Source organism: Micromonospora sp. NBC_00330, assembly GCF_036136635.1.
In the GTDB taxonomy this organism is placed as follows: domain Bacteria; phylum Actinomycetota; class Actinomycetes; order Mycobacteriales; family Micromonosporaceae; genus Micromonospora; species Micromonospora salmantinae.
In genome coordinates this window covers 791,791-815,209 of sequence record NZ_CP108012.1, presented here as the reverse complement: position 1 = coordinate 815,209, position 23,419 = coordinate 791,791, and the positions used below count along the sequence as shown (strand labels likewise).

The following is a 23,419-nucleotide window of genomic DNA, read 5'->3' as shown; positions in this document are numbered from 1 at the left end:
CCGGCGCACACCCTCCCGCGATCTTGCACTTACTGCCCCGACATTCAGGGCATGCCACACGTATCGGCGACAGAAACTGCAAGATCGCGCGGAGCGGTGCTACACGCCTACGCGCTGGGGCGGGACGGTTAGCCCGTACATCTCCATCAGCTCCGGAGTGTCGACCCGGCTGCCGTCGGCCACCGAGTCGCAGGCGATGTCGACGATCTGGTCCTTGTGCGCCAACAGGTACGGCCGGGCCCCCACGTCGGCGCTGGCCAGAGTGGCGATGCCGGGCCAGTGCCGGCGGCCGAACAGCATCGGGTAGCCGCGCAACCCATCGTAGGTGGCGCAGACCAGCACGTCCGGGTACGGCAGCGCGGCCACCCGGCTGACCGCCTCGGCGGTCAGGCCCGGCATGTCGACCGGGACCACCACCACCGCCTCGATCCCCTCGTCGTCCATGGCGGCCAGGCCGGCCCGGATGGACGAGCCGACTCCGGTGCCCCACGCCTTGTTGATCACAACGGTCGCCTTGCCCAGGTCGGCGGTTTCCTGGACCTGCTCGGCGGCAGCGCCCAGGACGACCACGATCTGCTCGCAGCCCGCCTCGGTCATCGTGTCGATCATCTGATTCACCAGGGGCTTGTCGCCCTGGTGCAGCAGCGCCTCGGGACCACCGATCCGTCGTCCCCCGCCTGCGGCGATGATCATTCCTGCGATCCGGTTCAGCTGCGCCCCCTCCAGCACGGGACGGACCGTGACCGTTCCGTCCCCTCCTACGGACACTGCAACGAGGACGGCCAGCCGGGGGTGGCGGGGCGAAAAGGAGAAATAGCACAACCGTTACACGACCGGCATCCGCCGACACGGACGCTCCGACGGTCAGGCCGCGTCGGCGTAGCAGTCGACGATGGACAGGTCCAGTGGGAACCGGACCGGCGTCGCACCGAAGAGCAGCGCGGAGGCGCGCTCGCCCGACCGGTTGACAGCCTCGGCGACCGCATCCGCCTGATCGGCGGGCACGTGCACGACCACCTCGTCGTGCTGAAAGAAGACCAGCTCGGCGTCGGTGCCGGACAACTCCGTCCGAAGCGTGGCCAGCAACGTGGAGGCCCACTCCGCCGCCGTGGCCTGGATGACGAAGTTGCGGGTGAAACGCCCCCGGGACCGGGCGGCACGCGCCCGAGGACTGTGCGGATCACCCGCCCCCTCCGGATCGGAGGGCTCGTCGTCGAGATCACCGAACCCGGCCGAGCCGGGCGGACACGTCCGCCCCAGCCACGACCGCACCAGCCCGCCGTTCTCACCGGTACGCGCCGCCGCCTCGACGTAACCGAACGCCGTCGGGTAGCTGCGCTTCAGCACCGCCAACGCGGGCACCGCGGCCCCGCCGGTCTGCCCGTACATCGCGCCGAGCAGCGCCACCTTTGCCTTGGCCCGGTCACCGCCGAACGAGTCCCGGGCCAGGGCCGCGTAGAGGTCACCGGCACCGCCCGCCGCCGCCAACCGCGCGTCGCCGGAGACCGCGGCCAGCACCCGGGGCTCCAACTGGCCGGCGTCGGCGACCACGAACCGCCAGCCCGGATCGGCCACCACCGCCCGCCGGATCACCTTGGGGATCTGCAACGCGCCACCACCCCGGGTGGCCCACCGGCCGGAGACGACACCAGCCGGCACGTACTCCGGTTGGAACCGGCCGCCCCGCGCCCACTGATCGAGCCACGACCAGCCGTGCGCCGTCCAGATCCGGTAGAGCTCCTTGTATTCCAGCACCAGCGGCACCGCCGGATGGTCCACCCCGCGCAGCACCCAGGCCCGGGTGTTGGGCAGCTCCACCCCGGCCCGCGCGAACGCCTTCAGCAGCTCCGCCGGGGAGTCGGTGTGCAGGCCGCGTACGCCGAGAGCGTCGGCGATCCGGGCGGCCAGCTCGGCGAGTCGGCGTGGCGGACCACCGACCGGGGACGCCTCGCCGAGCAACTCGTGCAGGATCTCGTTGTGCACGTCGGCACGCCAGGGCAGCCCGACGACGCCCATCTCCGCCGCGATCAGCGCGCCGGCCGACTCGGCGGCCACCAGCAACCGGAACCGGCCGGGGTGCTCGGTCGCCGCGACGCGGGTGAGCTGGTCCGCGTACACCTGGGTCAGTGCCTCGATGCCCGGGCCCGGCGGACCGGGCACCGTGTCGAAGAGCGCCCCCTGCCCGTGCCCGGGCGGCGCGGCGGCGCGCGGCGGCGGGTCGGGCGGCACCGCAGCGCCGTTCAGCCGGGCCCAGGCGGCGGCCAGCGAGCGGGGCTCACCCCAACGGCCCACGTGCCCGAGCAGCAACGCCTCGGTCAACTCCACGTCGTGACACCGATCGACCCGGACGCCGGCGCGCAGCAGCGTCGGGTAGACCGCCGTGGCGGTCGACCAGACCCAGCGCGGGTGCTCGGCGGCCTCGCGGGCGGCGACCGCGGCGACCAGATCGGTGACGACCTCGGGCGGGCCGGTCGGCCGGCCGGTGGCGTCCAGCGGGCACAGCACTCCCCCACCCCGCTCGTCGGACACCACCGCCACCAGCACGAACGTGATTCTGCCTCTCCCGTCCGACAGAAACGGAGGCGCACCTCACCATAATCGGGTCGGTGGGGTGTCAGGGCCGGTCGGTAGCGTGATCGGGTGCCTCCGCAGATCCCGCATCCCGATCCTGGCACCCCCGACGCCCGCGGTCCGATGCGCTACCTCTGGTGGCTGGCCCGCTGCCAACCCTGGCGGGTGCTGCGCGGCAGCCTGATCGGCACGGCCTGGATGATCGGGCTCTCGGTGCGGCCCTACCTGATCGCCCGCGCCGTCGACGACGGGCTGCGCGCGCGCGACACCCAGGCCCTGGTGCTCTGGGTCGCGGCGATCGTCGTCGCCGGCGTGGCCCTGTCCTACCTGGGCATCATGCGGCACCGCACGATGACCTTCCTCCGGGAGGACGCCAAGGCCCGCTCGGCGGAGGTCCTGCTGCGCCACCTGTCCCGCATCGGCGCGGTGCTGCCCCGCCGGGTCGGGGCGGGCGAGGTGTCCACCATCGGCGGCTCCGACATCGACTGGACGGCGCAGGTGCTGACGCTGACCGGGCCGGGCGTCGGCGCTGTCATCGCGTACGGGGTGATCGCCGTGGTGCTCTGGTCGATCTCCCCGATGCTCGCGCTCTGCGTGCTGGTGGGGGTGCCGGCCGTCGGTCTGATCGTGGGGCCGCTGCTGCGCCGCCTGGAGCAGGTCGAATCGGTCTACCGCCGGCGACAGGGCGCGCTCACCGCCCGATCCGGTGACATCGTGGCCGGGCTGCGGGTGCTCGCCGGAGTGGGCGGCCGGGACCTGTTCGCCCGGCGGTACGCGGCCCGGTCCCAGGAGCTACGCGCCGAGGGCTACCGGGTCGGCGCTGTCAACAGCTGGATCGACGCGGCGACGGTCGCCATCCCCGGGCTGTTCCTGGCGGCGGTGGTGTGGCTGACGGCCCGGATGGCGGTGACCGGCGACGTCACCATCGGCGAGTTGGTCGCCGTCTACGGGTACGTGGCGACCCTGATCGTGCCGGTCTGGTTTCTGCTGGAGGGCAGTTACCAGCTCATCCGCGGTCGGGTCGCCGCCCGACGGATCACCGACCTGCTCAACGTGACACCCGACGACGTCGGTGGCCCGGGCCGCCGGTGGCCGGGCGCCGTGCCCGAGGCACGCCGGCCGGACGACCCGACCGCGCCGGACGGCCCGGCCGACCTGCACGACCCGGTTACCGGCCTGACCGTGCGCGCCGGCCAGCTGACCGCTGTGGCGGCAGACGACCCGGCGGCGGCCGTGGCCTTGGCCGACCGGCTCGGCCGTTACGCCGCCAGCGACGTCACCTGGGGCGGCGTGCCGCTGCGCGAGGTCGCCCTGGACGAGGTCCGCACGCGGATCCTCGTCGCCGACCACGACTCCTACCTCTTCGCCGGCACGCTGCGCGACATCCTGCGCGCCGGGGCCGACGGCGACGACGAACGGATCGGGGCGGCAGTGCGGACCGCCTCGGCGCAGGACGTCGTCGACGCCCTGCCCGCCGGGCTGGACACCCCGATCGACGCCCGAGGCCGCACGCTGTCCGGCGGTCAGCGCCAACGGCTGCGCCTGGCCCGGGCGCTGCACAGCGAGCCGGAGGTGCTGATCCTCGTCGACCCGACGTCGGCGGTGGACGCGCACACCGAGGCGCGGATCGCCGAGCGGCTGCGGGCCGCGCGGGCCGGGCGGACCACAGTGGTGATCGCCACGTCGCCGCTGCTGCTCGGCCGGGCCGACCTGGTCGCGCTCCTGAGCGCCGGCCGGATCACCGCCACCGGCAGCCACGCCGACCTGATCGACGACGACCCTGCCTACCGGCACCTGGTGGCCCGCGGCAGCGAGGAGGCGTACCGGTGAGCCGGCTGCCGGTCGCCGACCGCGGCACCGTGCGCCGGGCTCTGCGGGACATGATCAGCCGGCATCGACGGGCCGTCGGGGTCGTGCTGGCGCTGCACGGCGCCGCCGCGGTCGCCGGGCTAGCCCCGCCGTGGCTGCTGGGCACCATCGTCGACCGGGTCACCGCGGGCGCGAGCGTGGCCACCGTGGACCGGCTGGCACTGGCCATCGCCGGCTGCGTCCTGGTCAGCGCCCTGCTCTCCCGGTACGCCCAGTACGCCGGCCACCGCTTCGGCGAACGGGCCGTCGCCGAGCTGCGCGAGGAGTTCGTCTCCCGGACTCTCGGGCTGCCCGTCTCGGTCGTCGAGCGTGCCGGCTCCGGGGACCTGGCCACCCGCAGCTCGGTCGACGTGTCGACGGTCGGCACCACCGTCCGGGACGTGGTGCCCACCATCGTCATCGCCGGGGTGCAGTTGACGTTGCTGTTCGGGGCCATCTTCCTGCTGCACCCGCTGCTCGGGTTCGCCGCGCTGGCCGGGCTCCCGTCGATCGTGGCGGTGACCCGCTGGTACCTGCGCCGGGCCAGCTCCGCCTACCTCACCGAGGGCGCGGCGGCGGCCGAGCTGACCGAGACGCTGACCACCACCGCCGAGGGCGCGCGCACCGTGGAGGCGCTGCGGCTGGCCGACGACCGGATCCAGCACGGCACCCTCCGCGTCACGCTGGTGTGGCGGGCCCGTCGGGCGACTCTCGCGCTGCGTACCGTGTTCTTCTCGGTCGTCGAGGCCAGCTATCCGCTGCCGGTCGCCATGGTCCTGCTCGTCGGGGGCTACCTGCTCTCCCGGGACATGGTGTCGCTCGGCGCGGTGGTCGCCGCCGCGCTCTACCTGCAACAGGCGATCGACCCGTTGGACCGGCTGTTGCAGTGGACCGAGCAGGCGCAACGCGGCTTCGCGTCGTACGCGCGGCTGCTCGGCGTCGGCATGGTCCCGCCGGAAGCACCCGGCACTACCGCCTCGTCACGGGGCGAGCGGCTCGTCGTCAGTGGCGCCCGGTTCTCCTACTCCGACGGGCCGGACGTGCTGCACGGCATCGACCTGGAGGTGCAGCCCGGTGAGCGGCTGGCCGTCGTCGGCCCGTCCGGCGCCGGCAAGTCCACCCTGGCCCGGCTGCTGGCCGGGATCGACGCGCCGCGCCAGGGCGTCGTCAGCATCGGCGGCTGCCCGGTCACCGACCTCGACCCGGCCGAGCGACGCCGCCGGATCGCCCTGGTCACCCAGGAGCACCACGTCTTCATCGGCTCGGTACGCGACAACCTCTCCTTCGCCGCGCCCGACGCCTCCGACGACCAGATGCGCGCCGCGCTGCTCACAGTGGGCGCCGAGTGGTTCGCCGAACTGCCCGACGACCTGGACACCCAGCTCGGCGACGGAGCCCGTCAACTCGGTGCGGCCGAGGCCCAACAGCTCGCGCTGGCCCGTTTGGTGCTCGCCGACCCGCACACGCTGATCCTGGACGAGGCGACCGCCGCGCTCGACCCGTCCACCGCCCGCCGGACCGAACGCGCGCTGGCCGCCGTGCTGGTCGGGCGGACCGTCATCGCGATCGCGCACCGGCTCAACACCGCGCACGACGCCGACCGGGTCGCCGTGCTCGCCGACGGTCGGATCACCGAGATCGGCAGCCACGACGAGCTGGTCGCGGCCGGCGGGGCGTACGCGGCACTGTGGCGCTCCTGGCACACCCGCGTCGACGAGCGCTGAGGCGTCCTACTTCACCGCGCCGGAGGTGAGGCCGGCCTGGATCTGACGCTGGAAGACCGCGTACACGATGATCATCGGGAGGATGGCGATGGTCAGCGCGGCGAACAACCCGGACCAGTCCGCCTCGTAGCCGGCGTTGACCGAGATGTCGGCGATGCCCTGGGTGAGCACCCACTTGTCCTTGGCGTTGGAGAGCAGCACCAACGGGAGCTGGTACTGCGCCCACTGGCCGATGATGTTGAAGATCGTCACGCTGATCAGACCCGGCTTGGCCATCGGCATCATCACCTGGAAGAACAGCCGGCTGTGCCCACAGCCGTCGATCATCCCCGCCTCGGCCACCGACGACGGCAGCGTCTTGAAGAACGCGGCCAGGAAGAAAACGGTGAACGGCAACGAGTACGCGCTGTAGACCAGCACCACGCCGGTGTGGGTGTCCAGCAGACCGAGGTTCTTCACCACGAAGAAGAGCGGCACCAGTGCCAGGAAGACCGGGAAGGCCAGCCCCGAGACGAAGAGGAAGTAGACCGCCCGGTTGCCCCAGAACTTGTAGCGGGCCAGCACGTACGCGGCCATCGAGCCGAGCAGCATGGTGAGGAACGTGCTGCACGACACCACGATCACGCTGTTGAGGAAGTACCGCCCGACGTGTGCCTTGGTCCAGGCCCGCCCGAAGTTCTCCCAGCGCAGCTCGGCCGGCAGCGTCCACGGGCTGCTGAAGATCTCGCTGGTGTTCTTGAACGCGGCGAGGAAGGTCCAGAGGATCGGCACGATCACGATCACCGCCCACACGGCGAGCGCGACGTGCCCCAGGCCGGCGAAGAGCCGTACCTCCGAGCGGGGGCCCTTGTGCCCCGACCCGATGGGGGCGGACGGGTCACCGGTCTTCGGCGGCAGCGCCGCCGGCGTCGGCGGCAGCGTCGACTGCGGATTCATCAGTACTCCACGCTTTCCCGCTTGGTGAGCCGCAGCGTCAGCGCCGCGAACGTGAGGGTGAGGAAGAACAGCGCCACGCCCATCGCCGAGGCGTAGCCGTACTTCGAGTAGACGAACGCGTTGCGGTAGATCTCCATGGCGAGAACCGTGGTGGCGCCGTCCGGGCCGCCACCGTCCACCGAGAGCACCGCCACGATGGCGAACGCGTCGAACGCCGCGATCCCGAGGTACACCCAGGCCACCTGGAGGGTGTCCCACAGCAGCGGCAGGGTGACCCGGAAGAACAGGGTCACCTTCGTCGCCCCGTCCATCTCGGCGGCCTCGTAGATCTCACCGGGGATGGAGGCCATCCCGGCCGAGAAGAGCACCACGTAGAAGCCGACCGCCTGCCAGACCAGCACCGCGATGATCGACCAGAGGGCCAGGTTCGGCTTGACCAGGAAGAGGATCGGCTCGAGGCCGAACTTCATCAACACGCCGTTGATCAGGCCGGACTCGTTCGGCCGGTACACCATCTGGAACAACACAGCGATGATGGCCACCGCCAGGACCTGGGGGAAGAAGAACACCACCCGGTAGAACTTCGCCCCCCAGACCCCCTGGCGTTGACCACCGCTGCTCTTGCCGCCCACGTTGAGCAGGAAGGCGAAGAACAGGGCGATGGCAATGGTGATCAGCGGCAGGGCAAGCAGCAGTACGCCGTGGTGCTGGACCGCTTTCCAGAAGGCCCCGTCGTCGAGCAACCTCCGGTAGTTGTCGAAGCCCACCCACTGCGGGGCCGACAGCCCTCGCCAGTTGGTCATCGAGATCTGGAACGCCTGCGCGTACGGCCAGATCACGAATGTCACGTACAGCGCGACCGGGGCGAACAGGAACCCGATCACGAATGGATACTTGCCGTGCCGCATGACCCTAGCTCCGATCGATCAGCGCTTGAACTTGGTGACGGAGCTGTCCTTCTTGATGGCGTCGGCGCGCTTCTGGATCCGCTCCACGAAGGCGTCCGCGTTGATCCGGCCGAACATCAGCTCGTTGGTGGCGGTACGCGCCTCCGTGTCGAGCTCCTTGTACCAACCGTCGAAGTACAGGTTGAACACGTCCTGACCGGCCGCCTTGAGCGCGGCCTGCGAGCTGGCCACACCGGGCGGGAAGGCGAAGCCCTCCGAGCCGGCGGTGACCACGGTCGGGGCCTTGACCACCTCGGTGAAGCCCTTCGCGCCCGCCGTCGAGAGCATCTGACGCATGTACTCCAGCCCGCCCTTGGGGTTCTTGCTCTTTGCCGAGACAAAGTAGCCCTCACCGGCGGTGGCGCGCAGCGCGGTGGCCGGCAGCTTGTCCGAGGCGGACAGGCTCGGCACCGGCATGAGCTGGTATTCGAAGCCGGCCGGCGTGTCCTTCTTCTGCTCGCCCTCCAGCCAGTCACCGCTGGGGTACATGGCCACCTTGTACTGGTTCTGCCGCAGCTGCACGTCGGTGTGCTTGAGGCCCTCGAAGCTCTTGTCGCTGAACTTCGCCCCGACCTCGGCCCACGCCGCGGCAGCCTGCTTGACGGCGTCCTGCTTCCAGGCACCGTCCTCCAGGTTGTCGATGTTCTTCAGCACGTCCGTGCCGCCGATCTTGGCGGCCTGGGTGAGGATCACGTTCCACTGGTAGTAGGCGGCGTTCGCCCCGGCGTAGCCGTACGGGGTGATGCCCTTGGCCTTGATCTTCGTGAGCAGGGCGATGAACTCGTCCCAGTTCTTCGCCGGCGCCCAGCCGTTGTCCTTGAACAGCTTGCCCGAGTACCAGATGCCGAAGACGGTGGAGACGTAGTACAGGACGAACGGCTTGCCGTTGAACGAACCGGCCTCGATGGTGCCCGGCACCACTGTGTCGCGGACCTTCTTGGACGGGTCGTCGACCGACGGCGCGTCCCACAGCTCGGTGAGGTCCTGGAGCTGACCGTCGGCCACGAGCGCGCCGAAGTCCATCAGCTTCTCGCCCGAGTTGTTCACGAACTCCGGCGGGTTGCCGGAGGCGAACCGCGGCTGGAGCACCGTGGAGACGGCCTGGGTGGCCTGGTGCTTGACCTCGGCCTTGGGGAACGCCTTCTTGTACAGCGGCTCGTGCACGTCGGTGGCGTACTTCTCGCCGTAGCCACCGTTGAAGATGACCACCTCGATCGCGGCGTCCTCCTTGACGCCCAGCGGGTTCTTCTCGCTCTTGGTGCCGCCGGCGACCTGCTCGTTGTCACCGTCGCTGCCGCTGGTGGCGCAGGCGCCGAGCAGGCCGATGGCCGGAGTGGCGAGCATGCCCACGGCGGCGGCGCGACGCAGCACCGTGCGACGGTCGAGTGCGGCCGGGTGTTCGGGGGTAATCGACATCGTCGTGTCTCCTTGTGGAATTCGGGTCATGCGGTACGCCGGAGACGTCCGGCGTACCGCGACTCGAGGGCGAGGTTGTGCTCGTCCCCGCCGGGGACGTTGGCGGAGAGGTAGATAGGGGGTACCTCCCCGGCCTGGTGGAACCGTCGTACGACCTCCGCGGTCAGCAACTGCGCCAGCAGCGCCGTGGTGACCGAGGAGACCGCACAGACCGCGCCGCCGCCCTCGAGCGGCAGCAGTGCATCGCCGTACGGCGCGCCGTTGTCCAGCACGACGTCGGCGAGGTCGGCGAGCCGGTGCCCGGACGGGTGCCGTGGGGCGACCCGCGCGGTGTGCTCGACCGAGGTGACCGCGATCAACGGGTGACCGCGCTCGGTGACCAGCGCCGCCAGCTCGACCACCGAGCCGTTGATGCCGGATTGGGACGCCACCACGAACACGTCGCGCGGCTGGGGCGCCGCGAGCGCGTAGATCTGGTGGGCGATGGAGGGATCACGTTCCAGCTTGGGGTCGGCGAGCACGTCACGCGGGGCGTCGCCGTGCATCACCAGGTCCCGTACCGAGAGCCGGTTGGTGGGGACCAACCCGCCGGCCCGGGCGACCAGCTCGGCGGCGAACGCCTCCGAGTGCCCGGCGCCGAACGCCTGGAGCACGCCGCCGTCGCGCAGGCTGTCGGCGATCAGGTCGGCGGCCCGGGTGATCCCGTCGGCCTCCGAGTCGAGCAGCCGGTCGAGCACCGGGCGGACGGCGTCCGCGTACCCCTGGGCGCTGATCATGAGTGAGCTCCCTTCGCTGCCTTGTGCCCGTCGACGGCCTGCGCTGTTCGCCGGAAGGCCGCGTGCGCGCGGTCGTGCGTGCGTTGGGCGACGGCGATGTAGAGCAGGTCGAGCACCACCAGTTGGGGGTGCCGGGCGGAGAGCGCGTCCGGCCGGAAGGTGGTCGCCTGGCTGGCCGTGAGCAGCACGATGTCGGCCAGCTCGGCCAACGGGGAGCGGGGGAAGCCGGTGAGCGCGAGCGTGGTGGCGCCCCGGCTGCCCGCCTCGGCGAGCATCTCGATCGTCTCGCGGGTCTGCCCGGTGTGCGAGATGCCGAGCGCCACGTCCCCCGATCGCAGCAACGCGGCGCTGGCCAACCCCTCGTGCACGTCGTTCCACGCCCACGCCGCCACACCGATGCGGTGCAGGCTGAACTGCATCTCCTCACCGACCAGGGCGCTGCCGCTGGCACCGAAGATGTTCACCCTGCTGGCGCCGGCGATCGCCACTGCGGCCCGCTCCACCTCGCCGAGGTCGAGCAGGGTGGCGGTGTCGTGCATGGCCCGGGTGTCGGCGGCCATGATCTGGTCGAGCACCCGCGCGAGTGGGTCGCTCGGCTGGATCTCCCGTCCGATGTCCACGGTCCAACCGGCCGAGCGCGCCCGGCCGGTCTCGGAGGCGATGCCCAGCCGCAGGTCGGCGTACCCCTCGAAGCCCATCGCCCGGCAGAAGCGGGTGATGGTCGCCGGTGAGGTGCCGCTCCGCTCGGCCAACTCGACGATTGTCGCGCGGGCGGCGGCCTCGGGGTCGCTGAGCACGTGCTCGGCTACCCGGCGCAGGGCTCCGGTCAACTCGCCGAGCCCGTTGCGGACGCGGGCCAGCACCCCGTCGGAGGCCGAGGTCCGGCGCTCGATCACGTTGGCGTCGACCACCGCGGTCCCCGCGGCGGTGTCCACCTCGTGATCAACCATGAGACGCCTCAGCTTTCCGAAAAGACTGTTAACTGTTAGTGGTAAAAGTTCTTACTGAACGACCCTCTGTGTCAAGACTGTGGGCGAAGTTTTCAAACTGTTACCTGGCGCACAGACCTCCACGGCTGCGACAACTTGCCCCGCACGACCCCGCCGACCAGCATGAACAAGCCAGATCGCCGTTCCGCGCAAGGAGCCTCGTGCCGATGTCCGACAGCGTCGTGGTGGGTCTCGATATCGGCGGTACGTCCACCCGGGCGACCGTCCTCACCCTCACCGGGCACCGCGTCGGCACCGGCCGCGCCGGCGGCGGCAACCCCACCAGTCACGGCGCCGAGCGCGCCGCCGCCGAACTGCTGACCGCGCTCCGCGAGGCGCTCACCGACGTCGACCCGACGCGGGCGGCCGCCGGCACCATCGGGCTCGCCGGAGCTGGCCGACTGCTCGCCGACCCGGCCGGGCGGGCCGCCTTCGACCAGGCCTGGCACGACGCCGGCCTGCGCTGCCCGTACGAGGTGCACGGCGACGCCCTGGTCGCGTACGCCTCCGGCACCGCCGCCCCGGACGGAACCATCCTCATCGCCGGCACCGGCGCGATCACCGCCCAGGTCCACGAGCTGCGGCTCGACCGGATCGCCGACGGCCACGGCTGGCTGCTCGGCGACGCCGGCTCGGGCTTCTGGCTCGGTCGGGAAGCCGTGCGCCGGCTGCTCGCCGACCTCGACGCCGGCCGTGGGCTTGGCGCGCTGACCACGACCGTGCTCACCGAGATTCTGGGCAGCGCGGACATCGCCGCCCGCCCCCGGGACACCGTCGACGCCACCATCCAGACGGTGACCCGTCGACCCCCCATCGAGCTGGCCCGGCTCGCGCCGCTGGTCGTCGACGCCGCCACCCACGGCGACCCGGTCGCCACCGCGCTGATCACCGAAGCCGCCGGGCACCTCACCGAGAGCGTGAGCCGCATCCGCCCCGCCGCGGCGGTGACGCCGATCGTGCTCGGCGGCGGCCTGCTCACCGCTGACACCCCGCTCGCCGCCGCCGTCCGGGCCGAGATCGCGCGACACTGGCCGGACGCGCCACTGCGCACCGCCGGAGACGGGGCCGCCGCCGCAGCCTGGCTCGCCGCCCGTGGCCTACCCGAGGTGACCGACCCAGCCGCCCTGCACGCTCACCTCTTCCCCACCCCCTGACCCGCCAGCCCGCACTCGCCGGGCCCGACCCGCCTGGCCGCGCCGCGCCACCCCGCCTTGTTGCAGCCCGCCCTGCCGCCCCGCGCGGGCCACGCCGCTGTGCGCCCACTCATGATCGTGCTCTAACCAGGATGTAGTGGCCTCATGCCGCGAGGAGGGGACTACATCCAGGTTCGAGCACGATCATGGCCCTGGCCGCCGCTCGACACCCGCCCCGACCCGCTCCGACGCGCCCCTCAACCCCGTGCCCCATCTCGGCATGGCCAAGATCCGCGCACTTTCGGTGAAACTGCTGTCTCACGACGTGCCGAGGCAGCAGTTTCACCGAAGTTGCGCGGATCTTGGGGGTGGATCGGGGTGGGGCGGGAGCGGCTGGCCGGATCAGGGCGGGTCGGACCGCAGTCGGGGGGAAAGACCGATCAGACCGCTGAGAGCCGTGATCGGGATCGGACATCGCTGAGTGAGTCCTACTTGAGCTGCCCTGCGGTGAGGCCCGACTGCACCTGCCGCTGGAAGGCCACGTAGACAGCGAGCACCGGGAGCACCGCGATACTCAGCCCGGCGAAGAGCCGGGCGTAGTCGCCGGCGTAGCCCTGGCTGACCGACAGCGCGAACAGCCCCTGCGCCAGCATCCACTTGGACTCGTCGCCCTGCAACAGCACCTGCGGTAGGAGGAACTGGTTCCAGTGGCTGAGGAAGTTGAAGATCGCCACGCTGATCAGTCCCGGACGTGCCATGGGCAGCATCACCCGGAAGAAGAGCCGAAAGTGACCGCAGCCGTCGACCAGTGCGGCCTCCGCCACCGAGGTCGGCAGGGTCCGGAAGAACGCGGTCAGGAAGAACACGGTGAACGGCAGCGAGTAGGCCGCGTACACGAGGATCAGCCCGAGCCAGGTGTTGAAGAGACCGGCGTTGCGGACCACGAAGAACAGCGGCACCAGGGCGAGGAACACCGGGAACATCAGGCCGCCGACGAACAGGTAGTAGACGACCTGACGGCCGCGGAACTCGTACCGGGCGAAGACGTACGCGGCGGTGGCGCCCATCAGCATGGTGAGACTGACCGAGCCGGCCACCACCACCAGGCTGTTGATGAAGTACCGGCCGATGTGGGCGCCGGTCCAGGCCCGCGCCCAGTTGTCCAGGTGCAGCGCGCCGGGGAGCCCCCACGGGTCGGCGAGGATCTCACCGTTGGTCTTGAACGAGCTGATGAACATCCACAGCAGCGGCAGTACGGTGAGCAGGCCCCAGAGCAGCAGGAAGCCGTGCGAGAGGGCGTTGGCCACGCCGAGTTCCCGGCGTACCGGGCGGTCCCCGCTGGTGACCGGTGTCGGGGCGGTCGCGGTGGGCTGATCCAGAGTGGTCACGAGTACTCGATCCGTTCGCGCCGGCCGACCCGCAGCGACAGCACCGCCACCGAGAGGGTCAGGAAGAACATCACCACGCCGATCGCCGAGGCGTAGCCGAACTTGGTCTCGCTGCCGAAGGCGGTGTCGTACATGCGTACGCCGATCACGTCGGTGGAGAAGTTCGGACCGCCGTTGGTCATCAGCTGCACCAGGATGAACCCGTCCAGGGCGAAGATGGCCAGGTAGACCCAGGCGACCTGGACGGTGTCCCAGAGCAGCGGCAGGGTGACCCGGCGCAGGGTGGTGAACCGGGACGCGCCGTCGAGCAGGACGGCCTCGTAGATCTCCTTCGGTACGGCCGACATCGCCGCGCCGAACAGCACCACATAGAAGCCGACGTTGCTCCAGACCATCACCGCCAGCACGCACCAGAAGGCGGTCGCCGGGTCGCCGAGCCAGGTCGGCGCGGGCAGGCCGAGGCCGTGCAGAGCGGTGGTGAGCAGCCCCTTGTTCGGGTGGTACACCTCCTTCCACAGCAGCGCGATGATCACCACGGAGAGCACCTGCGGGAAGAAGTAGACAGTGCGGTAGAGCGCGCCGCCGCGTACCCCGGTGACGCCGGCGCTGCCCTTGCGCCCGCCCATGGCGAGCATGGTGGCGAAGAAGAGCCCGAGCACGATGGTGAGCACCGGCACCAGTCCCAGCAGGATCGCGTTGTTCTTCAGCGCGTTCCACACGTAGTCGTCGTGCCAGAGGGTCTTGAAGTTGGCCAGGCCGACCGAGTTGGCGTCGGCGGAGTAGCCGAGCCAGTCGGTGGTGGAGATCTGGAACGCCTGGAGGTACGGCGAGACGACGAAGAACACGTACAGCAGCACCGGCGGCACCAGGAACGTGACGATCAGCGGCCACTTGCCATGTTTCACGAGAGGGACCTTTCCGTTGGGGTACGGCCGGTGGGGGCGGACGTCTCCCCCACCGGCCGGGCGGTCAGGCCGCTCGCTTGTACTTCTTGATCGAGCTGTCCTGGGCGATCGAGTCGGCGCCCTTCTGGCACTGTTCGAGGAACTCGGCGGGGCCGATCCGGCCGCTGAAGAACTCCCCGCACGCGGCGTCGACGAGGTTGCGCTCCAACTTGCGGTAGAAGCTGTTGTAGACCCAGTTGAAGCCGTTGGCGCCGGACGCGTCGAGGGCCTTGACCACGGTGCTCAGCCCGTACGGCAGCTCGACGCCCTCGGTGGCGCCGGCGACCACTGTGAGGCTGGCGACCTTCTTCGTGAAATCCTGGGCACCCTTCTTGGAGAGCATGGTCCGGAAGTACTCCAGGCCACCGGCGACGTTGCGGGCCTTGGCGGGCACCATGAACGGCTCCCCGGCGGTGCCCCGGATCGCCTCGAACGGCAGCTTGTCACCGCCGCCCAGGCTCGGCGTCGGCGCGATGGTCATGTTGAACCCGGCCGGGGTGACGTCCTTCTGCTCGCTCTCCAGCCAGGAGCCGCAGGAGATGAAGGCGGCCTTGCCCTGACACCAGGCGGTCTGCGACTGCTTGTGGTCCAGGCCGGGCGAGCCTTCCAGGATGTACTTGTCCTTGACGATCTGGTGCCAGGCGTCGGCGGCGGCGCGCATCGAGTCGGACTTCCAGGCGTTCGGCTCCAGGTTGTCGATGGCTGTCGCCACCGACGGGCCGCCGAACTTGATCGCCGTGGAGATCAGCGGCCAGCTCATGTAGCGCGGGTGCAGGCCGGCGTACGTCCAGGGGGCGATGCCGGCGGCCTTGATCTGCTTGCAGAGCGCGATGTGCTCGTCCCAGGTCTTCGCGTACGACCAGCCGCGGTCGGCGAAGAGTTTGGCGGAGTGCCAGATGCCGTAGGCGGTGTAGGTGTAGTTGAGCACCAGGAACTTGCCGTCGTAGGAGCCCACCTCGACCGCGCCCGGCAGCAGGGTGTCCTTGACCGTCTTGCCGGGGATGTCGAGGCTCGGGGCGGCCAGCAGTTCGTCGAGGCCGGCGAGGGCGTTCTGGCTGACCAGGCCGTTGAAGTCGATCTGGCTGGAGCCGGAGTTGTTGACCACGTCCGGCGGGGTGCCGTCGACGAAGCGCGGCTGGAGGGTCTTGCTGATCTCCTGGGTGGAGGAGTGCTTGATCTTCGCTTTCGGGTACTTCTCGGTGTACATGGCCTCGTGGGCCTTGGCGTACTCCTCACCGAACCCGCCGCTGAAGATCACCACCTCGAGTGGGGCGTCCTCCTTCACGCCGAGTGGGTTCTGCGCGCTCTTGGTGCCCTGGTAGGTCTCGGCATCGTTCTTGTCACCGCCACCGCTGGTGGCGCAGCCGGACAGCAGGCCGGCGGCGGGGGTGGCCAGGAGGCCGGCGGCGGCGCTGCGCCGCAGGATGTCACGCCTGTTCATGGGTTCTCCTCGGGTCGGGTCGGGCGGATCGCCGGTCTGTGGGGGGAGGCGTCCGCCGCGCGAGGGGCGGTAGTTCTCTTCAGTTCATGCTCTGTTGCTGAAGAATTTCTACGACAGCCGGGCTCGGACTTCAAGTCCTGACTGCCGAACCGTTATCACCACCAGCCGCCGGCGGGCCGCCTAGCCTGAGGCGATGCGCCGTCTGCGCCAGCTGAACGAGCGCACCCCGGCTGGGCGGAAGCGGTACGTCGACCTGCTCCGCGCGCTCGCCATCACCATGGTCATTTTCGGACATTGGAGCGTCACTGTGATCGGCTGCGACCCCGGCGGGCAGGCCACCGGGCACTGACCCGACTCTGTGCCCGCGGCGGCGATGCCGCCGGCTGGCTGATCGACCGCAGTGCCCGCCTGGTCCGCCCCACCAGCACGCTGCTGCTGGTGCTCACCGCAGCCGCGGCGGTCGCCCGGCTGCGCGGCGCCGACCCGACCCGGATTCGCGAGGTGTTCTAATTCTCCACCATTCCGCTCTCTGATCCTGCTGCTGCGCGGCACGCCCGTCCCGGCGCCGGTGGCGTACCTGGCCGGGGCGGGCGTGCTGCGACTGCTCAGGTCTGGGTGGGGAACCCGAGGTTGACCCCGCCGTGGCGCGGATCCAACCAGCGGCTGGTGACGACCTTGCCCCGGGTGAAGAAGCGCACGCCGTCCTCGCCGTGCGCGTGCAGGTCGCCGAAGAGCGACGACTTCCAGCCGCCGAACGAGTGGTACGCCATCGGCACCGGGATGGGCACGTTGATCCCGACCATGCCCACCTCCACCTCGTGCTGGTAGCGCCGGGCCGCCCCGCCGTCGTTGGTGAAGATCGCCGTTCCGTTGCCGTACGGGCTGGCGTTGACCAGGTCCACCGCCTCGTCGTACGAGCCGACCCGGACCACGCTCAGCACCGGACCGAAGATCTCATCGGTATAGATCGACATGTCAGGGGTCACCCGGTCGAACAGCGTCGGGCCGAGCCAGAAACCGTCCGGGTCGCCGTCCGGCGTCACGTCCCGACCGTCCACCACCGGCACCGCGCCGGCGGCGACACCGGCGTCCACGTAGGAACGCACCTTCGCCGCGTGCGCGGCGGTCACCAACGGGCCCATGTCGCAGCCCCGTCGGCCGTCGCCAGTGCGTAGGCCGGTCACCCGCGCGGCGATCCGCTCGACCAGCGCGTCCGCCACCGGCTCCACCGCCACCAGCACCGAGATGGCCATGCACCGCTCCCCCGCCGAGCCGAACCCGGCGTTGACCGCCGCGTCGGCGGCCAGGTCCAGATCGGCGTCCGGGAGCACCACCATGTGGTTCTTCGCCCCACCGAGCGCCTGCACCCGCTTGCCGGCGGCAGTGCCGCGCTGGTAGACGTACCTGGCGATCGGGGTGGAGCCGACGAACGACACCGCCCGCACCTCCGGGTGCTCCAGCAACGCGTCGACCGCCGCCTTGTCGCCGTTGACCACGTTGAGCACCCCGTCGGGCAGGCCCGCCTCGGCGAACCACTCGGCCAGCAGCAGCGCCGCGCTCGGGTCCTTCTCGCTCGGCTTGAGCACCACCGCGTTGCCGCAGGCCACCGCCACCGGCACGAACCACAGCGGCACCATCACCGGGAAGTTGAACGGCGAGATGACCGCGACCACGCCCAGCGGCTGCCGGATCGTGTACGAGTCGACCTCGGTGGACACGTTCTCGCTGAACGCGCCGCGCAACGCCGACGGCAGCCCGCACGCGTACTCGATGACCTCCAGACCGCGCTGCACCTCGCCGGCGGCGTCGGCGAGCACCTTGCCGTGCTCGGCGGTGACCACCTCCGCGAGCCGGTCCCGCCGGGCGTGCACCAATTCCCGGAAGGCGAACAGCACAGCGGACCGTCGGGCCAACGACGCGTCCCGCCAGGCTCGCGCCGCGCGGGCGGCGGCCTGCACCGCCACGTCGACGTCCGCTGTCGAGGCCAGCTCGACCTCAGCGGTACGCCTGCCGGTCGCCGGATCGAACACGTCGCCGCGCCGCTCCGACGTGCCGCCGACCCGCTTGCCGTCGATGAAGTGACCGATGCTCATGCCGCCACCCCCGCAGCCGTTCGGATCGCGTCGACGAGGATCGCCAGGCCCTCACGAGCCTCCTCCTCGGTCAACGTCAATGGTGGACCCATCCGCAGCACGTTGCCGTGCAGGCCGCCCTTACCGCTCAGCAGGCCACCGTCCCGGGCGGCTTCGAACACCCGGTTGGTCAGCGCCGGATCCGGCTCACTGCCGCCCGGCCGGACGAACTCGACGCCGAGCATCAGCCCCTTTCCGCGTACCTCGGCGACGCAGTCGAGCCCGCCCACAGCGGACCGCAGGCCGTCGGCGAGGATCGCGCCGACGCGGGCCGCGTTCGCCTGGAGGTCGTGCGCGATCAGGTAGTCGAGCACCGCGTTGCCGGCCGCCGTGGAGATCGGGTTGCCGCCGAAGGTGGAGAAGCTGATGGCCGGCACCGACTCCAGCACCTCGGCCCGGCCGACCACCCCGGCCAGGGCGAACCCGTTGCCGATGCCCTTGGCGAAGGTGAGCAGGTCCGGGGTGACACCGTGCGCCTGGTAACCCCAGAAGTGCTCCCCGGTACGCCCCCAACCGGTCTGCACCTCGTCGGCGATGAACAGGATGCCGTGCTCGTCGAGGACCTTCTTCCAACCGGCGAAGAGCCCGTCCGGCGGGTGCACGAAACCGCCCACGCCCTGGATCGGCTCGGCGATCAGCGCGGCCACGTCACCGGCGGTCTGCGTGGCCAACACCTCGCGCAGGTCCTCCACCGCGGCGTCGACCTGCTCGTCGGCGCTGAGCCGGGCCAGCAGACCGCGCACCCGGTCACCGGAGTGCAGCCAGGCCACCTGGAGCGGGTTGAGGCCGCTGGCCGACCAGTTGCGGTTGCCGGTGACGCCCATCGCCGCGTACGACCGGCCGTGGTAACTGTTGCGCACGGCCAGGATCTGGTGCGAGCGGCGATGGTTGGTGGCGACCAGCAGCGCCGCCTCGTTCGCCTCGGTGCCGGAGTTGGTGAAGAACACCCGGGCGTCCGGGATGCCGGAGCGCTGGGCGATCTTCTCGGCCAGCTCCACCTGTTGACGGATCAGGTAGAGCGTCGAGGTGTGCGCGATGCCGGTGGCGAGCTGCCGCTCGACGGCCTCCCGGATCTCCGGGATGTCATACCCGATCATGTTGGTCAGCACGCCGCCGAAGAAGTCCAGGTAGCTGCGACCCTGCGCGTCGGTGACCCGGCGGCCCGAGCCGGAGACCAGCTCGAGCGGCTCGGCGTAGTACAACGGCATCCAGGACGGGAGCACGGCCCGGTGCCGGGCCAGCAGGTCGTCGGTCATCGTGGCAACCCTTCAGCGGCGTTCGTGGATACCGCACGCTCCCACCGCCGAACGATGCGAACAACTGTCAGCCTGTAGCGCATGGCCGTCCCGACCTGACAGCACGTCAACGGTTTCCACGGCAAGGGTTGGCCTTGACCCATGATTTCCGCAGCACTCATGGGGAAAAACCACTCGATCCGCAGCCTGGCTGCCCGCCGCTACCCTGGGTCGGTCCACTGTCGCCGAGGAGGCACGCGGTGCGCATCGAAGAGACGATCGCCGAACTGGAGCGCGTCGCCGCGCGCGAGGTGGGCCGGGGCAGCGAGGCGCTGGCCGCGCCCGCGGCGGGTGGACTGCTGGCCGCCGCCCGGTCGCTCGCCGCCGCCGGGGCGCCCGACGCCGCGGTGTTCACCGGGTTCTTCATCCCCGGCGCCGAGCCACCCGCCGCGGAGACCGACGGCCCGCTCGGCGCGGTCCAGATCGCCGCCGCGCTACGCCTGCTCGGTGGCCGGTGCCGGCTCGTCACCGACGAGCCCTGCGCCCCGGTGGTCGAGGCGGCCGTCGCCGCCGCCGCGCCGGGCCTGCCGGTCGACGTCGCGCCGCTGCGGGCATACGAGGAGTGGGCCGCCGCCCTCCGCCCCGAGTACGGCCGGCTGACCCACCTCATCGCCTGCGAACGGGTCGGACCCGGGATGGACGGTCGGCCCCGCAACATGCGCGGCGAGGACATCGGCGCGCACACGGCACCCCTGGAAGAGCTCTACACCTCCGGGTCGGCGTACCGGATCGGCATCGGCGACGGTGGCAACGAACTCGGCATGGGCCGCCTACCGGCGGACCTGATCGGCCGGGTGGTCGCCTCGGGCGAACGGATCCGGTGCGTGGTGGGCGCGGACGCGCTGCTCGTCGGCGGCACGTCCAACTGGGCCGCCGCCGCCCTCGTCGGCGCGCTGTCGCTGCTCCGCCCCGAGGTGCCCGAACTTCGGACGCTGCTGGAGCCCGCCTGGTCGTACGACCTGCTGACCGCGATCGTGCGCGCGGGCGCTGTGGACGGCGTACGCCGCCGCCCCACGCTCAGCGTCGACGGTCTCGACTGGCCCGCGTACGCCGAACCGCTCGCCCGGATCGCCGAGCTGGTCAGGGAAGCCCGGTAGGAGTCTGTGGCTCGGTGGCCGGCCGCAATGCCCTCGGCGCACGGCTCGCCGCCCGCGCGTGCGCAACCTGGCGGGGGCGCAACGGCAGGTGCAGGACGGCGGCGACCACCGCGAAGGCCGCCCACCCGGCGCCCAGCGCCGCAGCCGACGAGACGTCCTGAAGATAGTGGTACGCGGTGAGGAAACCGACCAGCGCGAGGCTGTTGCGGGCGAAGTGCCGACTGAACTCGGCCAACTGCCGGCGGGCCTCGACGGCGACCAGCACCCCCGAGTACGGGAACGTCACCACCATGCCGCGCAGCACCGCGCCGAGCAGTTGGGTGAGGACCGCCCCAACGAAGATCACCACCAGCTTGAGCAACGCCGGCAACCCGTCCGGGCGGGTCTCCGCGACGGCTACCGCCTCCTCGGCGGGAACGCCGCGCGGGCCGGCGCGACGACGGGCGCGACCGCGCAGCCACAGGATGGCCGCCAGCCAGAGCACCAGCGTGACGGCCAGGGCCACCTCGAACGGAATGTCGACGGCCAACAGGCCGGCGCTCAGCGCCACGTAGACGGCGATCCCCGCGACGTCGGCGAGCAGGATCGGCCAACGCCACCGCTGGTGGGTCACCGCCACGGTGACGAAGAAGAGGTTGAGCCCGAGCACGCCGAGCACCTGCGCGCCGTCCACCCGATACTCGGTGGTGACCAGGGCGAGCGTCATCGGCAGCGGCAGGCTGTAGACCAGCGCGCGGAGCCGGACGGAGCGGATCACGCTGACCGCCCAGACCACGGCCGTCACCAGCAGGACCGCGCTCCACGTCATGGCTCACCCGTTCCCGCCCCGGTGGGGGCCGTCAGTCCTGGAAGGTCGCGGCGTTCGCGCAGAGGTCGAACACGCGGGTGAGCCGAGCGACGTCCGTCCGGTTGACCGAGAACTGATTCTCGCCGATCTCGCCGTGCGCGGTCATGTGGGCCTCCCAACAGCTCGACCCGTCCCAGAGTGTCAAGTTCACGTGCAGGTGCGGACTCACCACCCCGAGAGGCAGCAGACCCACCCGCGCCCCGGCCGCGCGCTGCTTCTCCACCAGGGCGGACAGATCGTCGGTCAGCGTGGCGTAGACGAAGACCCGGGTGATCTGGACACCCCGTTGCAGGGCCTCCACGTTGGCCTCCCAGTAGCGCCGGCCGATCTCACTGCGCCACCAGCTCAACTCCCCACTCACCCGGGGCATCACGTTGGTCAACCCGTCGAGCCGACGTACGCAGGCGCGGGTCGCGCCGACCAGATCCTCGTCCTCGTCACCGCGCCGGATGATCCGACCGTCCGCGAGCTGCTCGGCCTCCAACCGGAACTGCTCGTAGCGCCGCTGCGCCTCCACCGCGACCCGGGTGCCCGCGTGCTGCTCGGCCGCCTCCCGCATGGCCCCGGCCAGCTCCGTTGTGGTGCGGACCAGCCAGGGCGGACCGTCCAACAGGGTGCGCAGGTGGAAGCGGCGCTCCGCGCGGGCCAGTGAGTCGACCAGCAGCGAGATGGTGATGCCCATCAGGCCGGCCAACAGCGACTCCACCCCGGAGGCGGCGTTGCTGAGGTCGAGCACGACGCTGAGGGTGATCGACAGCGTGATGCCGACCAACGCCACCGGATCGGTGTGCGCCACCAGCCGGACGAAGCCGGCGGTGGAGCCGCCGCCCTCCCGTAGCCGCTGACGGGCCACGTCACGGGTCATCGAGATCCCCCAATCAGCCGCTCCCGCCAGCGTAGACAGCAACCACAACCATCGGCCCCTCCGCAACGGGCCGGTAGCATCCGGCTGTGCACAGAGCGGACGCGGCGCCGTCGACCGGAACGGACGACGAGCGGATCAGGGCGGAGATCCACACCTGGGTCTGGTCCACCCCGCTCCGCGGCCTCGTCGCCCACTTCGGCGGCACCTGGCCCGACGGCGACCTCACCGACGTGCTCCGCTTCCTCGACGACTTCTCCGCCCGCCACTGGGACTTCCGGGGCGGCCGGGAACGGCCCGACGCCCGGGAGCCCGACCTCGACCCGGCCACCGCGACACTGGTGCTCGATGCCGCCGCCGCGCTCGGGCTGATCCACCCGGTGCCACCGGCCCGGTCGGCGTACGCCCACGTGGTGGTGCTCGGCGGCCTGGCGCACGCCTGCGTACGCCGCGTCGGCTACGCCGCGCACCTGCTCCGCGCCGGCCTGCCGGTGAGCGGCGAGGTCGCCGTCCTGGGCAGCTTCCGGCCCCTGTCGGACTGGGAACGCCGCACGCTCGCCGAGGCGGGCCTGCCGGCCGACGAGACCGAGGTGGACGTGCTGGACACGGCCGTCCGCCGGGTGTTCGAGGTGGCCGCCCCGGCCGAACAGGACGGCGTCGACGCCGGCCACCCGCACCACTCCTGGTCGTCGCGGACCTACCGACCGGACGGACTGCCGCCGATCCGGGTACTGGCCGCGCCGTCCAGCGAACCCGACCAGCGGCGGGCCCACACCGCCGACACCCAGCGGTTCTGGGCCGGCCACGTCCGGCTCGCGCCGGGCGACAAGGTCCTGATGGTCACCGCGCCGATCTACGTGCCGTTCCAGCACTGCGACGCGCTGCGCACACTGGCTGTGCCGTACGGGTGCGCCATCGACACGGTCGGGGTGGACCCGACGCTCGCCGACCTGGCGGTGCTGCCCGAGCAGACGCTCACGCCGGGGCGCTACCTCCAGGAGATCCGCTCGGCGATCCGTTCGATGCGCGCCCTGCACGCCGGGCTTCACCCGCGCTGACGTGGAAGGCCCGGC

19 protein-coding genes and 1 pseudogene are annotated in these 23,419 nt (G+C 71.2%); 6 read left to right on the top strand and 14 right to left on the bottom strand.

From position 1 onward, the window contains the following. Window positions 1-99: 99 nt before the first annotated feature. Window positions 100-693, bottom strand: coding sequence for a nucleotidyltransferase family protein (locus tag OG598_RS03745; protein WP_238687087.1), 594 nt, complete (start codon window positions 691-693; stop codon window positions 100-102). Window positions 694-864: 171 nt separating this feature from the next. After that, window positions 865-2,544, bottom strand: a complete 1,680-nt coding sequence (locus tag OG598_RS03740) for a bifunctional 3'-5' exonuclease/DNA polymerase (RefSeq protein ID WP_442931453.1) — start codon at window positions 2,542-2,544, stop codon at window positions 865-867. Between the two features lie 150 nt (window positions 2,545-2,694). On the opposite strand from OG598_RS03740, the gene OG598_RS03735 reads away from it, so the two are divergent. Together OG598_RS03735 and OG598_RS03730 are read left to right on the top strand one after the other, a co-directional pair. Then, window positions 2,695-4,401, top strand: coding sequence for an ABC transporter ATP-binding protein (locus tag OG598_RS03735; RefSeq protein WP_328655267.1), 1,707 nt, complete (start codon window positions 2,695-2,697; stop codon window positions 4,399-4,401). A gap of 50 nt (window positions 4,402-4,451) precedes the next feature. Beyond that, complete coding sequence (locus tag OG598_RS03730; protein WP_328655266.1) at window positions 4,452-6,143, top strand: ABC transporter ATP-binding protein; 1,692 nt, start codon at window positions 4,452-4,454, stop codon at window positions 6,141-6,143. Window positions 6,144-6,149: 6 nt separating this feature from the next. Here OG598_RS03730 and OG598_RS03725 read toward each other — a convergent pair whose 3' ends face one another. From OG598_RS03725 to OG598_RS03705, 5 genes are read right to left on the bottom strand one after another with little or no spacing between them, the layout of a single operon-like run. After that, complete coding sequence (locus OG598_RS03725; protein WP_328653017.1) at window positions 6,150-7,079, bottom strand: carbohydrate ABC transporter permease; 930 nt, start codon at window positions 7,077-7,079, stop codon at window positions 6,150-6,152. After that, window positions 7,079-7,987, bottom strand: coding sequence for a carbohydrate ABC transporter permease (locus OG598_RS03720; RefSeq protein WP_124858631.1), 909 nt, complete (start codon window positions 7,985-7,987; stop codon window positions 7,079-7,081). Before OG598_RS03720 ends, OG598_RS03725 begins: the two co-directional genes overlap by 1 nt. An 18-nt stretch (window positions 7,988-8,005) precedes the next feature. Then, window positions 8,006-9,442: an N-acetylglucosamine/diacetylchitobiose ABC transporter substrate-binding protein gene (gene ngcE, locus OG598_RS03715; protein ID WP_328653016.1), complete on the bottom strand. Its 1,437-nt coding sequence runs from the start codon at window positions 9,440-9,442 to the stop codon at window positions 8,006-8,008. 26 nt (window positions 9,443-9,468) lie between these two features. Further along, window positions 9,469-10,218: a sugar isomerase domain-containing protein gene (locus OG598_RS03710; RefSeq protein ID WP_091403970.1), complete on the bottom strand. Its 750-nt coding sequence runs from the start codon at window positions 10,216-10,218 to the stop codon at window positions 9,469-9,471. Beyond that, window positions 10,215-11,168 (bottom strand): MurR/RpiR family transcriptional regulator, encoded by a 954-nt coding sequence (locus OG598_RS03705; RefSeq protein WP_328653015.1) that lies wholly within the window; start codon window positions 11,166-11,168, stop codon window positions 10,215-10,217. The genes OG598_RS03710 and OG598_RS03705 overlap by 4 nt, the downstream gene beginning before the upstream one ends. A 206-nt stretch (window positions 11,169-11,374) precedes the next feature. Between OG598_RS03705 and OG598_RS03700 the strand changes: the two genes are divergently transcribed. Next, entirely contained in the window at window positions 11,375-12,361 is a 987-nt protein-coding gene (locus OG598_RS03700) for an N-acetylglucosamine kinase (protein ID WP_328653014.1), read from the top strand. A gap of 467 nt (window positions 12,362-12,828) precedes the next feature. Here the strand turns inward: OG598_RS03700 and OG598_RS03695 are convergent, their stop codons facing one another. The 3 genes from OG598_RS03695 to ngcE (OG598_RS03685) form a co-directional block, all read right to left on the bottom strand. After that, window positions 12,829-13,728: a carbohydrate ABC transporter permease gene (locus OG598_RS03695; protein WP_238687074.1), complete on the bottom strand. Its 900-nt coding sequence runs from the start codon at window positions 13,726-13,728 to the stop codon at window positions 12,829-12,831. Then, window positions 13,725-14,633 (bottom strand): carbohydrate ABC transporter permease, encoded by a 909-nt coding sequence (locus tag OG598_RS03690; RefSeq protein ID WP_124858478.1) that lies wholly within the window; start codon window positions 14,631-14,633, stop codon window positions 13,725-13,727. Before OG598_RS03690 ends, OG598_RS03695 begins: the two co-directional genes overlap by 4 nt. Window positions 14,634-14,697: 64 nt before the next feature. Continuing rightward, window positions 14,698-16,113: an N-acetylglucosamine/diacetylchitobiose ABC transporter substrate-binding protein gene (gene ngcE / locus OG598_RS03685; protein ID WP_328653013.1), complete on the bottom strand. Its 1,416-nt coding sequence runs from the start codon at window positions 16,111-16,113 to the stop codon at window positions 14,698-14,700. A 193-nt stretch (window positions 16,114-16,306) separates the two neighbouring features. On the opposite strand from ngcE (OG598_RS03685), the pseudogene OG598_RS03680 reads away from it, so the two are divergent. Then, window positions 16,307-16,620, top strand: a pseudogene (locus OG598_RS03680) (acyltransferase family protein); the annotation flags it as partial. 98 nt (window positions 16,621-16,718) lie between these two features. Here the strand turns inward: OG598_RS03680 and OG598_RS03675 are convergent. Both OG598_RS03675 and OG598_RS03670 read right to left on the bottom strand, forming a co-directional pair. Next, a complete protein-coding gene (locus tag OG598_RS03675; RefSeq protein ID WP_328653012.1) occupies window positions 16,719-18,206 on the bottom strand; it encodes a CoA-acylating methylmalonate-semialdehyde dehydrogenase in 1,488 nt (495 codons plus the stop codon). Continuing rightward, window positions 18,203-19,501 (bottom strand): aspartate aminotransferase family protein, encoded by a 1,299-nt coding sequence (locus OG598_RS03670; protein WP_328653011.1) that lies wholly within the window; start codon window positions 19,499-19,501, stop codon window positions 18,203-18,205. The genes OG598_RS03675 and OG598_RS03670 overlap by 4 nt, the downstream gene beginning before the upstream one ends. A gap of 239 nt (window positions 19,502-19,740) precedes the next feature. On the opposite strand from OG598_RS03670, the gene OG598_RS03665 reads away from it, so the two are divergent. Continuing rightward, window positions 19,741-20,637, top strand: coding sequence for a glutamate cyclase domain-containing protein (locus OG598_RS03665; protein WP_328653010.1), 897 nt, complete (start codon window positions 19,741-19,743; stop codon window positions 20,635-20,637). On the opposite strand, the gene OG598_RS03660 is transcribed toward OG598_RS03665, so the two are convergent. Together OG598_RS03660 and OG598_RS03655 are read right to left on the bottom strand one after the other, a co-directional pair. Then, window positions 20,621-21,445, bottom strand: a complete 825-nt coding sequence (locus OG598_RS03660; RefSeq protein ID WP_328653009.1) for a hypothetical protein — start codon at window positions 21,443-21,445, stop codon at window positions 20,621-20,623. The genes OG598_RS03665 and OG598_RS03660 overlap by 17 nt on opposite strands. 31 nt (window positions 21,446-21,476) lie before the next feature. Then, a complete protein-coding gene (locus OG598_RS03655) occupies window positions 21,477-22,349 on the bottom strand; it encodes a hypothetical protein (RefSeq protein WP_210781998.1) in 873 nt (290 codons plus the stop codon). A gap of 86 nt (window positions 22,350-22,435) precedes the next feature. Between OG598_RS03655 and OG598_RS03650 the strand changes: the two genes are divergently transcribed. Then, on the top strand, window positions 22,436-23,404 hold the full coding sequence (locus OG598_RS03650) for a hypothetical protein (RefSeq protein ID WP_328653008.1): 969 nt from the start codon (window positions 22,436-22,438) through the stop codon (window positions 23,402-23,404). Window positions 23,405-23,419: the final 15 nt, after the last annotated feature.

What these genes read in the sequence shown, in the direction of transcription:
- OG598_RS03745 (WP_238687087.1), bottom strand. Translation starts at nt 693, where the DNA reads ATGATCATCGCCGCAGGCGGGGGACGACGGATCGGTGGTCCCGAGGCG.
- OG598_RS03735 (WP_328655267.1), top strand. Translation starts at nt 2,695, where the DNA reads ATGCGCTACCTCTGGTGGCTGGCCCGCTGCCAACCCTGGCGGGTGCTG.
- OG598_RS03730 (WP_328655266.1), top strand. Translation starts at nt 4,452, where the DNA reads ATGATCAGCCGGCATCGACGGGCCGTCGGGGTCGTGCTGGCGCTGCAC.
- OG598_RS03725 (WP_328653017.1), bottom strand. Translation starts at nt 7,079, where the DNA reads ATGAATCCGCAGTCGACGCTGCCGCCGACGCCGGCGGCGCTGCCGCCG.
- OG598_RS03720 (WP_124858631.1), bottom strand. Translation starts at nt 7,987, where the DNA reads ATGCGGCACGGCAAGTATCCATTCGTGATCGGGTTCCTGTTCGCCCCG.
- ngcE (WP_328653016.1), bottom strand. Translation starts at nt 9,442, where the DNA reads ATGTCGATTACCCCCGAACACCCGGCCGCACTCGACCGTCGCACGGTG.
- OG598_RS03710 (WP_091403970.1), bottom strand. Translation starts at nt 10,218, where the DNA reads ATGATCAGCGCCCAGGGGTACGCGGACGCCGTCCGCCCGGTGCTCGAC.
- OG598_RS03705 (WP_328653015.1), bottom strand. Translation starts at nt 11,168, where the DNA reads ATGGTTGATCACGAGGTGGACACCGCCGCGGGGACCGCGGTGGTCGAC.
- OG598_RS03700 (WP_328653014.1), top strand. Translation starts at nt 11,375, where the DNA reads ATGTCCGACAGCGTCGTGGTGGGTCTCGATATCGGCGGTACGTCCACC.
- ngcE (WP_328653013.1), bottom strand. Translation starts at nt 16,113, where the DNA reads ATGAACAGGCGTGACATCCTGCGGCGCAGCGCCGCCGCCGGCCTCCTG.
- OG598_RS03675 (WP_328653012.1), bottom strand. Translation starts at nt 18,206, where the DNA reads ATGAGCATCGGTCACTTCATCGACGGCAAGCGGGTCGGCGGCACGTCG.
- OG598_RS03670 (WP_328653011.1), bottom strand. Translation starts at nt 19,501, where the DNA reads ATGACCGACGACCTGCTGGCCCGGCACCGGGCCGTGCTCCCGTCCTGG.
- OG598_RS03660 (WP_328653009.1), bottom strand. Translation starts at nt 21,445, where the DNA reads ATGACGTGGAGCGCGGTCCTGCTGGTGACGGCCGTGGTCTGGGCGGTC.
- OG598_RS03655 (WP_210781998.1), bottom strand. Translation starts at nt 22,349, where the DNA reads ATGACCCGTGACGTGGCCCGTCAGCGGCTACGGGAGGGCGGCGGCTCC.